Annotated in this window: 16 protein-coding genes; 4 read left to right on the plus strand and 12 right to left on the minus strand. The window is 63.8% G+C overall.

Translation table 11 applies throughout. The features are described from left to right. Positions 1 to 5 precede the first annotated feature (5 nt). From ATE71_RS11925 to ATE71_RS11955, 7 genes are read right to left on the minus strand one after another with little or no spacing between them, the layout of a single operon-like run. A complete protein-coding gene (locus tag ATE71_RS11925) occupies positions 6 to 599 on the minus strand; it encodes a VOC family protein (protein WP_058803526.1) in 594 nt (197 codons plus the stop codon). Positions 600 to 610: 11 nt separating this feature from the next. Continuing rightward, complete coding sequence (locus tag ATE71_RS11930) at positions 611 to 1,228, minus strand: glutathione S-transferase family protein (protein ID WP_058803527.1); 618 nt, start codon at positions 1,226 to 1,228, stop codon at positions 611 to 613. A gap of 47 nt (positions 1,229 to 1,275) precedes the next feature. After that, a complete protein-coding gene (locus ATE71_RS11935) occupies positions 1,276 to 2,190 on the minus strand; it encodes an SMP-30/gluconolactonase/LRE family protein (RefSeq protein WP_058803528.1) in 915 nt (304 codons plus the stop codon). After that, on the minus strand, positions 2,187 to 2,834 hold the full coding sequence (locus ATE71_RS11940) for a carboxymuconolactone decarboxylase family protein (protein ID WP_058803529.1): 648 nt from the start codon (positions 2,832 to 2,834) through the stop codon (positions 2,187 to 2,189). Before ATE71_RS11940 ends, ATE71_RS11935 begins: the two co-directional genes overlap by 4 nt. A 10-nt stretch (positions 2,835 to 2,844) precedes the next feature. Further along, positions 2,845 to 3,240, minus strand: coding sequence for a nuclear transport factor 2 family protein (locus tag ATE71_RS11945; protein WP_058803530.1), 396 nt, complete (start codon positions 3,238 to 3,240; stop codon positions 2,845 to 2,847). Between the two features lie 9 nt (positions 3,241 to 3,249). Continuing rightward, positions 3,250 to 4,137, minus strand: a complete 888-nt coding sequence (locus tag ATE71_RS11950) for an SDR family NAD(P)-dependent oxidoreductase (protein ID WP_058803531.1) — start codon at positions 4,135 to 4,137, stop codon at positions 3,250 to 3,252. Beyond that, the gene (locus ATE71_RS11955; RefSeq protein WP_058803532.1) at positions 4,134 to 5,429 is read right to left on the minus strand and encodes a spinster family MFS transporter; all 1,296 of its coding nucleotides are present in this window, start codon (positions 5,427 to 5,429) and stop codon (positions 4,134 to 4,136) included. Before ATE71_RS11955 ends, ATE71_RS11950 begins: the two co-directional genes overlap by 4 nt. A gap of 107 nt (positions 5,430 to 5,536) precedes the next feature. On the opposite strand from ATE71_RS11955, the gene ATE71_RS11960 reads away from it, so the two are divergent. Beyond that, positions 5,537 to 6,304: an SDR family NAD(P)-dependent oxidoreductase gene (locus tag ATE71_RS11960; protein ID WP_058803533.1), complete on the plus strand. Its 768-nt coding sequence runs from the start codon at positions 5,537 to 5,539 to the stop codon at positions 6,302 to 6,304. Between the two features lie 94 nt (positions 6,305 to 6,398). On the opposite strand, the gene ATE71_RS11965 is transcribed toward ATE71_RS11960, so the two are convergent. From ATE71_RS11965 to ATE71_RS11975, 3 genes are read right to left on the minus strand one after another with little or no spacing between them, the layout of a single operon-like run. Then, complete coding sequence (locus tag ATE71_RS11965) at positions 6,399 to 7,109, minus strand: glutathione S-transferase N-terminal domain-containing protein (RefSeq protein WP_058803534.1); 711 nt, start codon at positions 7,107 to 7,109, stop codon at positions 6,399 to 6,401. Beyond that, positions 7,106 to 7,603 (minus strand): nuclear transport factor 2 family protein, encoded by a 498-nt coding sequence (locus tag ATE71_RS11970; protein ID WP_058803535.1) that lies wholly within the window; start codon positions 7,601 to 7,603, stop codon positions 7,106 to 7,108. The genes ATE71_RS11965 and ATE71_RS11970 overlap by 4 nt, the downstream gene beginning before the upstream one ends. Before the next feature lie 11 nt (positions 7,604 to 7,614). Then, entirely contained in the window at positions 7,615 to 9,897 is a 2,283-nt protein-coding gene (locus ATE71_RS11975) for a TonB-dependent receptor (protein WP_058803536.1), read from the minus strand. A gap of 123 nt (positions 9,898 to 10,020) precedes the next feature. Here ATE71_RS11975 and ATE71_RS11980 point away from each other — a divergent pair, with 123 nt between their 5' ends. Together ATE71_RS11980 and ATE71_RS11985 are read left to right on the plus strand one after the other, a co-directional pair. Then, a complete protein-coding gene (locus tag ATE71_RS11980) occupies positions 10,021 to 10,518 on the plus strand; it encodes a DUF3237 domain-containing protein (protein ID WP_058803537.1) in 498 nt (165 codons plus the stop codon). Next, positions 10,518 to 11,243, plus strand: a complete 726-nt coding sequence (locus tag ATE71_RS11985) for a glutathione binding-like protein (RefSeq protein ID WP_058803538.1) — start codon at positions 10,518 to 10,520, stop codon at positions 11,241 to 11,243. Before ATE71_RS11980 ends, ATE71_RS11985 begins: the two co-directional genes overlap by 1 nt. Before the next feature lie 96 nt (positions 11,244 to 11,339). On the opposite strand, the gene ATE71_RS11990 is transcribed toward ATE71_RS11985, so the two are convergent. Continuing rightward, entirely contained in the window at positions 11,340 to 12,044 is a 705-nt protein-coding gene (locus tag ATE71_RS11990; protein ID WP_058803539.1) for a glutathione S-transferase family protein, read from the minus strand. Positions 12,045 to 12,048: 4 nt separating this feature from the next. Beyond that, the gene (locus ATE71_RS11995) at positions 12,049 to 13,212 is read right to left on the minus strand and encodes a CaiB/BaiF CoA transferase family protein (RefSeq protein WP_058803540.1); all 1,164 of its coding nucleotides are present in this window, start codon (positions 13,210 to 13,212) and stop codon (positions 12,049 to 12,051) included. A gap of 118 nt (positions 13,213 to 13,330) precedes the next feature. On the opposite strand from ATE71_RS11995, the gene ATE71_RS12000 reads away from it, so the two are divergent. Next, positions 13,331 to 14,236, plus strand: a complete 906-nt coding sequence (locus ATE71_RS12000; RefSeq protein ID WP_058803541.1) for a hydroxymethylglutaryl-CoA lyase — start codon at positions 13,331 to 13,333, stop codon at positions 14,234 to 14,236. Positions 14,237 to 14,256: the final 20 nt, after the last annotated feature.

The raw sequence follows: 14,256 nt of genomic DNA on the forward strand, positions 1-14,256 counted from the left end.
AAATTCTATTCGGCGGGCACCGGCGTGCGGCCGACGATGAAGCCTTCGCGTTTCGTGCCGTCGGCCTGTACCGGGTCGTGCGCGACGTCGCTCTCGTTGAACTCCTTCGTCCAAGCCGCGAATTCGAGGCACACGCCGTCGGGATCGAAGAAATAGACCGAGCGCACGAAGACGCCGGGGTGTAGTTCGGCCGACGATTGGGTCGGGCTGTCGTCGTGGTTGAGCACCGGAGTGACCTCGATGCCCTTCTCGATCAGGCGGTTGTAATAGTCATCGAACTTGTCGGCACGGACGTTGATCGCGATATGGTTCATCGATCCGTGCGCCGACACGAAGCTGCCCTTCGTCGGCAGCGCAGCGGGAGCGGAAATGCCCGGCACCGCCTCAGGCGCATTCGGGAACCAGAAGAAGGCGAGGCTGTCGCCGTTGCCGATGTCGAAGAAGAAATGCTGGCCGCGCCCGCCTGGCAGGTCGATCGTCTTGGTCAGCGGCATGCCGAGTTTGTCGCGGTAAAACTCGACCGTCTTCGCCATATCCTTGCACACGAGCGCGAGGTGGTTGACCCCGCAGAATTCGAACTCGCTATTTGCTGCAGCCATGATCCGTCTCCTTAGTTTGCAGTGGTGCTGGCGCGGCTTTTCACCCGGTCGTACCAGCCGAGAATATGCCTGTTGGCGGGATCGATCGGTTGCCCCACCGACGCGCCGAAATCGAGAAAAGCGAACAGCATGATGTCCGCGAGGCTGAAGCGGTCGCCTGCGACGAACGCGCGCCCGGCGATCTGCGCATCGAGCCATTTGATCCCGTCCTGCGCCGTTGCCTTCAGCCCTTCGGCCGCTTCGGGAAGACAACGCAGTCGAGCCTCGAACAGCGGCAACCCTTCGGCGAAGCGGAAGCCGTTGGTCAGCGGCTCGCAAATCTTGAGGTCGATGCGCCGCGTCCACATGCGCGTGTCGGCGCGTTCCTCGGGGGTCGAACCGATCAAACTCGTATCGGGATATTTCTCGTCGAGATATTCGCAGATCGCAATGATCTCGCAGATGAAACTGCCGTCGTCGAGTTCGAGCGCCGGCGTCTGTCCGGCGGGGTTCACATCGACATTATAGGGCGCGCGCCGGTTCTCGCCGCCGCGCAGGTCGATCGTGACCTCGGGGATCTCGATACCCTTTTCGGCCATGAAAAGCTTCACGACGCGGGGGTTCGGGCCGACGCTGGTGTAGAATTTCATTCTGTCCTCTCCCGTCTCTCTTATCATTTTACCGACCAATCGTCAATTTAATTGACGGATAAGCCTGGACGCGGCCATCGCATGCGGTAGAGCGTTCCTGTTGTCGACGCCGTCACATATGCATCGCACCGGTCGACGCCGCCAAAGGCGATGTTGGTGATGCCGATGTCGGGCAGCGGGACAAACTGCGATCCGCCGCCATAGGGGTCGAATATCGTGATCCCGCCCTCGACCATCGTGCCGACGCAGATATTCCCGCTTTCCTCGATCGCCATGCTGTCGAGCAGGCGAAAGGCGGGCGGCGTGCCGACGAAGCGGCCGGGCGCCCAAGGTGGCGGCGGCGCGAGCTCACCGGGCACGACGATGTCCATCGCCCATACCCGCGCGGTCATCGTTTCGCTGACGTAAAGCGTCTTGCCATCGGGCGCGAGGCCGATGCCGTTGGGCCCCATCATATCGGCGCGCTGGCGGATGATCGTCGAGCCATCCGCCGCCGCATAATAGACTGCGCCATGGTCGCGGCCGGTGTCGCGCACCTGACCATGATCGGTGAACCAGAAGCCGCCCGCGGCGTCGAACACGATATCGTTCGGCCCCTTGAGCCGTCCTCCCTCGAAACTGTCGTAGAGCGTCGTCACCGCGCCGCTCGTCACGTCGACGCGCTGAATCGACCCGCAGGCGTCCGCGTTTGCCGCGTGGCCGGGAAACAGCAGGTTGTCCGCCTCGATCCACTCGAAACCGCCATTGTTGCAGACATAGGCCGCGCCGTCGCGCCCGATGGCAAGCCCGTTCGGCCCGCCGCCAAGTTCGGCGACCACCGACAGGCTGCCATCGGGCGCGACGCGCGTCAGCGTCCCGCGCGCGATCTCGACGAGCAGTATCGACCCGTCCGACATCGGGACGGGGCCTTCGGGAAATCGAAGGCCCGTCGCGACGACCTCTGGCGGGCCGTAGCCGCTCATCCGTTCGCTGGCCTTGGGGCGCTGAGGAAGTCGGCGGCGCTGAAGCCTTCGGGCGCGGCGATCTCGACGATCGGGTCCTCGCGCGCGTCATATTCCATGCGCAGCGCGCGCGTAATCACGGCGTGCATGTCATAAAGGCAGGTGATGTAGGTGAATTCGAAGATCTGCTCATCGTTCCAGAAGGTCTTGAGCTTGTCGAACACCTCGAGCGGCACGCGCCCGTCGGCCTGGCTCAGGCAATCGGCATAGGCGAGCACGGTGCGTTCCTGTTCGTCATAGCAGTCCGCCACCTGCCAGTGCGCGATGGCGGCGATCTTTTCCTCGCTGACGCCGAGGCCGCGGAGCGACTTGCAATGCTGCGAAAAGACAAACTGGCTGCCCTTGACCCAGCCCGCGCGCGTCTGGCCCAGTTCGCGGAGCACCGGATCGATCGTGCGCGCCGGGTTGCGATAGACGGCGAAGCCTTTGACCGCATGCTCGAAGATGTCGGGCGACAGCGCGAACACCGTCCACCAGTCGCCGGGCGTGCCGGTAGCGGTGCCGGGCTCGGCGACGGGGTCGCGGTCGCCGAACAGGCGGTTATAGTAAGCAAGGACGGTCTCGTCGGTGACTTCCGAGCGGGGAACCTGGCGCAGGACGGGCATGATTGACTCCTCAGGCGTTCGCAAATTTGCGGAATTCGGCGACATGCGCGCTATCGAAATATTCGTCGAGACGCGTGATCTTGCCATTTTCGACCTTGCAGATGATCGCGCAGGGCAGGCGGACTTCGCCGTCGTCGTGGACGCGGCGGCCCTTCAGGACATGCTGCTGGACGAAGCCGCCGGGAAAGGCCGTCAGGCGGCGGTCGGCATATTCGCGGTCCTTGATGCGTGCGACCATGCCGGTCAGCGTCTGCGCGGTCTGTTCGGGGGTAACGATCAGTTCGTCGGTATTGTGCCAAATTTCGGCATCGGGGGTGAAGCTACCCTGCATCGTCTCGATGTCGCCCGCCTCGATCGCGTCGAAGAAGCGCTGCGCCATTGCGCGAATGTCGTTTTCCTCGGCCATGTCTCTCTCCTATGCTTTTGCGCCGAACATGCGGCCGCCGTTGGCCGCGATCAGCCCGTCGATATCGTCGCCTTTATACGCCGGATCGGCCGACGGACCGAAGGATGCCAGCATGTCCCGCGTCACCAGCTCGGCCATCGCCTTCCATTCGGGGTGGGTGAAAATCCAGTAGTCGCCATTCTCGATTGCCTGCACGACGCGCGCGCCGATCTTGTCCGGCGACATGCCGCCCGCGAGCACGCCCTGCATCGCCTGGCTCGTGGCGGCCGCCTTACCGACCTCGACTTCCACCGGGCGCAACTCGCGCGTCGTCTCGACGATCCGCGTTGCCGACATGCCGGGCATCAGCACAGAGATGTCGACGCAGCTGTCGGCAAGCTCGTTGCGCAGCGCCATAGCGATGCCGAGCGTCGCATATTTGGAGCTGATATAGGCGACCGAGATCGGCGGCGGTACGATCGCGACCATCGAACTGGTGATGACGAGATGGCACGGCTCGCCGCTTGCCTTCATCTCGCCGAGGAAAGTGCGGCAGGCATAGAGATGCGCGTGCGCGTTGACGGCGTAGTTCCAGCGCCAGACCTCGGTGTCATATTGCTCGAAGGGCCCCGATCCGCCGCCGACCCCTGCGTTGCTGAACAGTATGCGTACCGGGCCGAACGCGCGTGCCTTCGCACCCGCTTCAGCCCAACTCTCTTCCCTGGTGACGTCGAGCTGGACGCCAAGCGCGTTGACCCCCTCGCTGCGCAGCATCGCCGCAGCATTCTCCGAACCCGCCGCGTCAATATCGGCGAGGATCACCGATGCTCCCTTCGCCGCGAGCGCTTTCGCAGTCGCGAACCCGATGCCGCTCGCGCCGCCCGTGATGAAGGCGGTCTTGCCCGCGACGTCTGTCATTCGGCGAAGTCATTTTCTAGGGTGCGCGTCATGCGATATTGCGCGATGCCCGCGGCGGCGGCGAAGGGCATCAGCGCCATCAGCGCCCACCGCAGGCTATCGTCGCCATAGCCGGGTTTCAGCGTGTCGCTGACGATTCCAGCGAATAGCGGACCGAGGCCGAGGCCGATGATGTTGAACATCAGCATCAGCACCGCGGCGGCGGTCGCGCGGCTGCGCGGCGGGGTGAGGTTCTGCACGAGCGCGAGCGCCGGCGCGACATAGGCTGTGCACGCCGCCATCGGGATCAGCATCAGCGCGAGCGAGAGCTGCCATTTGTCGACGAGCAGCGCGGCGATAAAGGTCGGGATCAGCACCGCAGTCGCGAGCGCCGGGATCGAGCCATAGGCCCGCGCCGAATGCTTCGCGCGGTGGCTGACGAGCCAGCCGCCGCCAAGGATTCCGATACCGAAGGTGATGCCCGCCGCAGGACCGAAATAGGTCGCCATCGCCTCCAGCGGCATTTTTTGCGTCCGCATCAGGAAGGCCGGAATCCAGTTGAGCATGCCATAGCTCACAAAAGCGGCGAGGCCGCTGCCGATCATCACCATGCGCAGCGACGGGCGGCGCCAGAACATCGCGAGGCTCTGCGAAAAGGGCAGGGCTTCGTCGGCGGGCTTGTGCGTATCCATCTGACCTCGCGCGGGTTCGCGCACGAGCCAGATCAGCAGCGGCGCGACCAATATGCCGACGATCCCGATGACGATGAAGGCGTTGCGCCAGCCGATATTCGCCGCCGCCCATGCGCCGAAGGTCGCGCCGACGAAAACGCCGAACGGGCCGTTGCATGTAAACAGGCCAATCGCCAGCGGACGCTGCGCCGGTGGATAATAGTCTGCGATGACCGAAAGCGACGGTGCGGTGCCGCCCGCCTCGCCCGCGCCGACGCCGAACCGCATCACGGCCAGCTGCCAGAAGTTCGAGACCATGCCGCACGCTGCGGTAAAGCCGCTCCACACAACGCACGCGATGCCGATCAGCTTCACCCGATTCCAGCGGTCGGCGATCATCGCCACTGGCACGCCGGCCGCCGCATAGAAGAGCGCGAAGGCAAAGCCGGTGAGCAGGCCGAATTGCGTGTCGCTGAAATTCATTTCGGCGCGGATCGGTTCGACGAGCACCGACAGGAGTTGGCGGTCGACGAAGTTGATCGTGCCGACGATGAACAGCATCGCGAGCGCGATGTTGCGGCGGAGCGCATGGCCGCTGGCCGGCGCTGCGGTGCCTGCACTGAGGGCGGTGGCCTCGGTCATAACTCTCCCCAAAAACGCACGAGTCTTCTCGGTCAAAAATACTTAGATATTTAAGTTTATCTGTCAATGTGCTTTACGGTAGCGAGAAGGCGAGCGGGAGAGAAGAGATGGACATCAAAGGCAAAAGCGCGATCGTGACGGGGTCGGCGGGCGGCATCGGCCGTGCCACCGCGGTGATGCTGGCGCAGCGCGGCGCGGCCGAAATCAGTCTGGTCGATGTCAAGGCGGACGCGCTCGCCGAAACCGCGCGGCTTGTCGAAGCGGAGGGCGCGCGGGCGGCGATGCACGCTCTCGACCTCGCCGACGTTCCTGCGGTCGAAACCTGGTTCAGGGCGTATGGCAACGTTGACATCCTCCACAACAATGCCGGCGTCGTCTCCGGCCTCCCGCAATTTCCCGATGTCGATGCGGCGCGGATCCGCAGGATCATCGACGTCAACATCACCTCGCTGGTCGCCGCAACGCAGGTCGCAGTGCAGAAAATGAAGTCGCGCGGGGGCGGGGTGATCATCAACACCGTATCGACCGTCGCGCTGGGCACCGGCTTTTACGACGCGATGTATGCGACGACCAAGGCGGCGGTGATGATGTTCACCCGCTGCTGCGCGCCGTTGAAGGACGAATATAACGTCCGCGTCGTGGGCATGTTGCCCGGGCTGGTCGACACGCCGATCCTCGACACGACCGGCGCGGGCGGCAAGTCCGAATGGATGAAGACCGTGCTCGCGAACAACGAGGCGTGCGTGCCGGAGGATATTGCGGGCGGTGTAGCCATGTTGATCGAGGACGACAGCCTTGCCGGGGGCGACTGGGTGGCGGTCCGGCGGCTGCAGGGGCAGGTCGAATATCAGTGGGGGCACGCCAATACCCCGTAAACCAACCTCCGTCATTCCCGCGAAAGCGGGAACCAGCGAGCCGACGTTGCCACTGGGTTCCCGCTTTCGCGGGAATGACGAGATAAGGTTCGTACTAGCGCGTGGGCGCTTCCAGCATATTCTTGCCGAACAAATTCGACCATTGTTCCTCGGTCAGTATCGGACGCGCGCTCGACAGGTTGGCGGCGTTCTTGACGTCGGTTCCGGCGATCACCGCGGGCCGCTCGCCGATCCGCGCGAACCAGTCCGCGACCGCGGGATAATCGTCGAGCGTCAGCCCGATCGCGCGGATCGCGCGCGTCCACGGCCAGCAGGCAATATCGGCGACCGAATATTCCTCGGCCAGGTAATCGGCTTCGCTCAGCCGCCCGTTGAGGACATGGAGCAGCCGCAGCGTCTCGTTGCGATAGCGTTCGACCGGATAAGCCTGTCCCTCGGGCGCATAGCGGATGAAATGATGCGCCTGACCTTGCATCGGTCCGAAACTTGCCATCTGCCACATCAGCCATTGCTGCGCTTGGGCACGCCCGCGCGTGCTCCCTGGAAGCAATTGGCCAGTCTTCTCAGCGAGGTAAAGCAGGATTGCCCCGCTTTCGAACACCGGCAACGGCGAGCCGCCACCGATCGGGTCGTGATCGACGATTGCGGGCAGGCGGCCGTTCGGATTGATCCGCCGAAATTCGGGGGTCAGATGATCGCCCTCGAGCATGTTCATTGCGATCAGATTATGCGGCAGGCCGACCTCTTCGAGCATGATCGATACCTTGTGGCCGTTCGGCGTGGGCGTAAAATAAACGTCGATCATGCGGACTTTCCTTCGGCAAAAATGGCGCGCGCGGCGGCGAAAGCGGCTTCGAACGCGTCCTTGCCGGCGGGATAGGCGACGACGGTCAAAGTGACGCCGGCAATCTTCCACCCGTTCTGCCGCACCAGCCGGTGGGTGTAGCGGCCGATCAGGTCGCCCAGCAAAGCGCGATCCTCGACCTCGACGACATGGACGGCATCGACGATGCTCGTCACCGTCGCACGGTTGCCGTCGATCGCGGTGTCCATATTGTGCAATTGGTGCGCCGTCGCGTCGAAACCTTCGAGCGCCCTGCAACGTTCCGTCCATTCGTCGGCTGGCACCGTCGCGGCAAGCGATCCGATCGCGCCATAATCGATTGCGACTTCGTCGGTGAACAGCGCGCGATAGCCGGCCCAGTCGCGCGCATCGAGCGCGCTTGCATAACAGGTCACGACCGCCATCGCCGCTTTCCTGTCGAGGAAAGCATCGATGGCGGCCGATCCCTGGGACATCGTAATCGAACCTAGAATTTGATCCCGGCCTCGACCGAAATATTGCGCGTCGGTTCGAGGTAAAGGATCGCGCGCGGAACCGGCGTGATCGGGAAGGGCAGGTTGAACGCGCTGCCGATCGTCTTCTGGTTGGTCAGGTTCTTGCCGACCAGCGCGAGGTGCCAGCTATTGTCCCGATCGGCGAGCTGGACGCGCAGGTCGAGCTTCACATAGCCGTCCTGGACGCCGAAGATCGGGCTCTGATTGTCTGAATTGAAATATTTGGACCGCCCGGCCGCAACGCCGGTGACGTCGAGCTTCAAGTCTTGCGACATGTCGAAACGCGCGTGTGCGGTGACGCTGCCCGTCCATTTCGACGAATAGGCGACCGGATAGCCGGCGAGGTTGTTCGTCGCGGGCGTACAGCCGACCTGCGAGGCAAGGCAGGCCGCGCCCGGGTAATCGTCATATTTGATGTCCGAATAGGCGGCCGACGCGCTGATGTCGAAATTGTCGATCGGGAAAATGCTGAGCGATCCTTCGACCCCCTTCGACGTCGCGGCCGCGGCGTTGCCGGTCAGATAGCTCGACGTCGCGGGCTGGTAGACCGAAACCTGCAAATCCTTGAACTTGGTGTGATAGAGCGAGACGTTCGCGACGACCTTGCCATCGAACAGCGTCGACTTGATCCCCGCCTCGAAATTCTCCGACCGTTCGGGCTCGAAGGTGAAGGTGGCGTTCGTCGTGCCGAGCGTGTTCGACACGAAACCGCCCGACTTCGAACCGCGGCCCCACGTGCCATAGATCATCACGCGCGGCGCGACGTCATATTGCAGCGTCACCGACGGATCGACATTGCCTTCGCTGATCTTGCCGACCGCGCTCGAAATCGGGCGCAACGCAAAAGGCTGGCCGTTGACGCCATTCGAACCATAGACGAGGCGCGCAGCAAAATCGCCGTCCTTCTTGGTGTGGCTGTACCGCAGGCTACCGATCGCGCGGAAGGCGTCGGTGACGTTGAACGTGCCCTGTCCGAACACCGACCAGCTTTCGGCTTCCTGGTTGAATACGCTGTCGATGCGGCCGAAATAGGGGCCGGTAAAGACGCCCGGGATAGTCAGGCTCGGCAGGTCGAAGCCCTGATATTGTTCCAGCGTGTAATTCGACTTGTCGTAATAGGCGCCGACGATGAATTCGAACGTCTTGCCGGTCGGCGACAACAGGCGGACTTCCTGCGAGAATTGGTCGAAGCGTTCGGGGAAGGCGTTATAAACCGAGTTGGCGGTAAAGGCGCCGCCGCTGTTCGGGATCGTCTGGTCGAACCCGTTGATGATCTTCGACTTGAACCAGCTATAGCCGGTGACCGAGGTCAGCGTGAAATCGCCGAGCGCGAGGTTGCCGACGCCCGAGATCATCACCGACTTGTTGTCATTGCCCTCGTCACCCAGCGCCGAGCGTTCGAGATAGCGCGTCGTCTGCGGATCCTGCCCGCTGGTCAGCGGGCTCGATACGGTGATGCCGCCGTTGACTTCGCGGTTCCCATATTCGACCTTCGCGGTATAGTCGAAATTGGCCGACGGCTCCCATTTCAGCGTCAGGCGCAGCAACTGCGACTTGATTTCGGGATCGTCGTGATCGGTCGCACGGTTATAGATATAGCCGTCCTGGTTGACGATCTTGTACGCAAGGCGCGCGCCCAGCGTGTCGGTGATCGGTCCCGACAGATAGCCCGAAAAATCGGTGCCCTTGTGGTCGAAATTATAGAGGCCGGTGATCGCGCCCTCGAAATCTTTCGTCGGGCCAGCCGACACCACGCTGACCGCGCCCGCGGCGGTGTTCTTGCCGAACAGCGCGCCCTGCGGCCCGCGCAGCACCTCGACGCGCGCAAGGTCGAAGAACGGGGCCTGCGCCTGCCGGTTGCGGCCGGCATAGATGCCGTCGACATAGAGCGACACCGACTGGTCGAAGGCGAAGTTCGCCGGCGGCGAGCCGAAGCCGCGGATGTAGATGACGTCGTTGCCCGCGGTCGACTGGACAAAGACGTTCGGCGTGTAGTTCATCACCGCCTTGATATCGCTGGTATTGAACTCGGCGAGCTTGGCGCCGCTGACGACTTCCATCGAAATCGGCACATTCTGCAGATTCTGCTCGCGCTTCTGCGCGGTCACGATGATCTCGTTGGTGTTGCTGTCGTCGACGTTCGACGCATCGGGCGCGGCGTCGGCGGGGGCCGTCTGCGCCATCGCCGGCGCGGCATTGGCGAGCATCGCGATCGCCGCCACGCCGGACAGCAGGAACTGGTTATGCGCCTTCATTGTCACCCTCCCATAGAGCTTGTTGTCGCCGGTCCCGGAATGGCTTCCGATCCGTCAATCTGATTGACCCTTAGTATACTAATGGTTTTATGTTTGTCCATAGGCTGGAACAGGATTCGCATCATGAACGAAGAAAATTCGCACGCGCCGCTGGCGACCCGTCACCTTTGCACCGTCGAGTTCGAAGTGGGCGGCGGGATCATCGGGATCGGTGCGTCGCCCTTTGGTGACCAGCGACTCGGCTATATCAGCGGCGGCCGCTTTTTCGGTTCCCGGATCAACGGCATGGTCCTTCCCGGCGGCGGCAACTGGTCACGCAGCGGACGGCTCGGCGACGGTGCCTCGGTCGGCACCTTCGACGCCCGCGCGGTGTGGCAAACCGACGACGGCGACCTCATCTACTTGAGCTACACCGGCCGCAACATCATCCCCGACGATGTGCGCGCGACCTTTGCCGATCCGGCGACGCCCGACGCCGATCCCTCGCGCTATTATCTGCGAATCGCGCCGGTGTTCGAGACCGCGAGCGCGAAATATAGCTGGCTCAACGGCGTGCTCGCGGTGGGCGTCGGCGAGCGCACTGCTTTTGGCGTCCGCCACGTGATCCACGAGATATTGTGATGATCGACCTTCACTATTCGGCAACGCCGAACGGACAGAAGATCGCGATCATGCTCGAGGAAATCGGCGAGCCCTATCGCGTCATTCCCTATGACATCTTCGCGGGCGACCAGCTGACCGCGGCATTCGGGCGCATCAATCCGAACCACAAACTGCCGGCGATCGTCGACCTCGACCCGGCAGGCGGGGGCGATCCGATCACCGTTTTTGAATCGGGCGCGATCCTGCAATATCTGGCAGAAAAAAGCGGGCGCTTCCTGCCCGCATCGGGCGCGGCGCGCGCCGCGACCTTGTCGTGGCTCAACTGGCAGGTCGCGGGACTCGGGCCGATGGGCGGGCAGGCGAGTCATTTCCTCCGCTACGCCCCCGCGGGGCAGGATTATGCGATCGAACGTTACACGAAAGAACTCACGCGCCTGCTCACGGTGCTCGAAAAGCGGCTGGAAAAAAGCACCTATGTCGCGGGCGAGAATTACACGATTGCCGACATGGCGATCTGGCCCGGCCGCGCGTCGGCGTTCGTGATGGGGTTGGGGCTCGATGAATGGCCCGCGATGCGCGGCTGGTTTGAACGCATCCGCGAACGCCCTGCGGTGGCGCGCGCGACGGCGCGCGGCGACCTGAAGGCACCCGCCAAATATATCGGCCGCCACCAGCAGCTTGATGATGCGGAATGGTCGAACATGTTTGGCGATGCGAACCATGCGGTGGTGCGGGGGGATTGAGGTCCGAATATCCGAAAACGACCGGTATCAGCCGTCGCCTTCGGGGGGGCGACGATTAGGTAGCGTCCGCCCCCCAACCCCAAAAAGGACGATCTCTTACCGCTTCACATGCTGGCGGTCGCCCCACAGGATCGCACGATGCTCGTCGGTAAAGCCGGTGAGGCCGCCCTCGATCGTCTCGGCGCGTGCGACGTCCACGGTCATGCCCTCGGCGACCGCGGGGCGTTCGAGCATCGCGGCGCCCCAGCGATCGACGTTGGGGAAACGCCCCGCCTTTTCGATCAGCTGGCGGCGCAGATAGGGCAGGGTCGCCATATCGGCGATCGTATAGTCTTCGCCCGCAAGCCATTCGGCCTCGCCCAGGCGCTTGTCGAGCACCATCATCAGCCGGTCGACCTCGCGGCTGTACCGCGCGATGGCATAGTCGTGCCGGTCCTTGGCATAATGGGTGAAATGCGCCTCCTGCCCGAACATCGGGCCGACCCCCGACACCTGGAACATCAGCCATTGCCAGCAGATCGCGCGCTTCACCGGATCGACCGGCACGAAGCGTCCCGTCTTTTCGGCAAGATACAGCAGGATCGCGCCGGTTTCCCACAGCGCGAAGCGTTCGCCACCCGGCCCTTCGTCGTCGACGATCACCGGCGTCTTGTTATTCGGGTTGAGCGCAAGGAATTCGGGGGTCAGCTGGTCGCCCGCGAGGATGTCAATATAGTCCAGCTGCCAGTCGAGCCCCATTTCGAGCAGCGCGATCGCGATCTTGCGCGCATTGGGGGTCGGGCCGCCATAAAGCGTGATCATCGCGTCAAACCTCCCGCCCAAGCCAGCGTTTCAGCACCTCGGCGCTATCCTGTCCGACAGTCAGCGGGGCAGGGCGCCGCACGCTGCCCGGCGTCGCCGACAGTTTCGGAAAGATGCCCTGCATCCGGATTTCGCCGAGTTCCGCGTCGGGAACGCTGACCAGCGCCTCGCGTGCGGCGAAATGCGGGTCGGCCAGCATATCCTCGGCATCGAAGATGCGGCCCGCCGGAACCCCCGCCTCGACCATCTTCTTCTCCAGCTCTTCGATCGTCAGCGTGCTTGTCCACTCGCCGATCAGCGCGTCGAGCTCTTCCTGACGCACCCCGCGCGCGCGGTGCGTCGCGTAACGTTCGTCGACGGCGAGTTCGGGCCGCCCCATCGCCGCCGCCAGCCGCGCGAAGACGCCGTCCTGATTGGCGCCGATCAGATATTCGCCATCCTTGCACGGATAGACGTTCGACGGTGCGATCCCGGGCAGGGTGGAGCCGGTGCGGCGGCGCTTGGTGCCGCTCGCCGAATAGTCGGACACAGTCGATTCCATCACCTGCAGCACTGCCTCATAGAGTGCGGAATCGACGATCTGGCCCTCGCCGGTCTTGCTGCGATGATGGAGCGCCGCGAGCGCGCCCATGCACCCGTAAGTCGCAGCGAGCGTGTCGCCGATCGACACGCCCATGCGCGCGGGCGGCAGGTCGGGATAACCGACGATGCCGCGCCAGCCGCCCATGGCCTCGCCGATTCCGCCGAAGCCCGCGCGCGCCGAATAGGGTCCAGTCTGACCGTAACCCGACACGCGCACGACGATCAGCCCGGAGTTGGTCTTGCGCAACTCCTTTGGATCGAGGTTCCATTTTTCGAGCGTGCCCGGGCGGAAATTCTCGATGAGGATATCGGCCTTGGCGATCAGCTCGCGTGCGAGCGCCTGTCCCTCTTCGCTGCGCAGGTCGACGGCTACCGAATATTTGTTGCGTGCGATTACGCGCCACCAGCTCGGTTTGTCGCCTTGACCCCAGTTGCGCATCTGGTCGCCCGTCACCGGGGGTTCGAGCTTGACGATTTCGGCGCCCATGTCGCCGAGGAGCTGGCCGCAGAAGGGCCCCGCTATCAGCTGCCCCATTTCGACGACCTTGATGCCTTCCAGCGCGCCCCCGCTGCCCGTCTCGCTCATATCATTCCTTTCGCGGCCGACTCTGGTAAGACGGCCTGCCTCGCCCATGGCCATTGTATACTTAGAATGCTATGTAATTTTCAACCTGCTAAATGACTCGGGACAATCGGGACGCAAGATGTTGAAAAACCATGCCGTGGAAATCGTCGAAGTCGGTCCGCGCGACGGGCTGCAAAATGAAAGTGCGATCGTCTCGACCGCCGACAAGCTCGAACTGATCCGCCGCGCGATCGACTATGGCGTCCGGCGTATCGAGGTGACGAGCTTCGTCAACCCGAAGAAGGTGCCGCAACTCGCCGATGCCGAGGACCTGGTGGCGACGTTGCCCGATCGCGACGATGTGACTTGGATTGGCCTCGTCCTCAATCGCCGCGGCGCAGAACGCGCCCTCGCCACCGGCCGCATCGACGAACTGGGCGCGGTGTGTGTGACGAGCGATACGTTCGGCGTTCGCAACCAAGGGCAAAGCTCGGATGAATCGCTCGCCGCCGCGATCGAGATCGTTGCGCTGGCGAAGGCGGCGGGGCGGAGCGGCCATATCACCATCGCGACCGCTTTCGGCTGTCCCTTCGAGGGCGAGGTTGCGCTGGGCCGCGTGGTCGAGATGGCAAAACGCGCCGCCGATGCGGCCCCGCGCGAAATCGCGCTCGCCGACACAATCGGCGTCGGCGTGCCCGCGCAGGTCGCCGAGATGGTAGGCCGGGTGCGCGAGGCGGTCGGCCATCTTCCCGTGCGCGTGCATTTCCACAACACACGCGGCACCGGTATCGCCAATGTCTGGGCCGCGGTGCGCGAAGGCGCGGCGACGGTCGATGCGTCGCTCGGCGGGCTCGGCGGCTGTCCCTTCGCACCGGGCGCGGCGGGCAATGTCGCGACCGAGGATGTTGCCTATATGCTCGAACGCGGCGGCGTTCGCACCGGCCTCGCGCTGCCGCACATCGTCGAGGCCGCAGGCTGGCTCGCCGGGGTGATGGACCGTCCACTGCCGGCGATGGTGAGCCGCGCGCCTGCTTTCCCACGCTGACGATCGCTCGCACCGGCTTT

It is taken from the genome of Sphingopyxis sp. H115, from assembly GCF_001468465.1.
Taxonomy (GTDB): domain Bacteria; phylum Pseudomonadota; class Alphaproteobacteria; order Sphingomonadales; family Sphingomonadaceae; genus Sphingopyxis.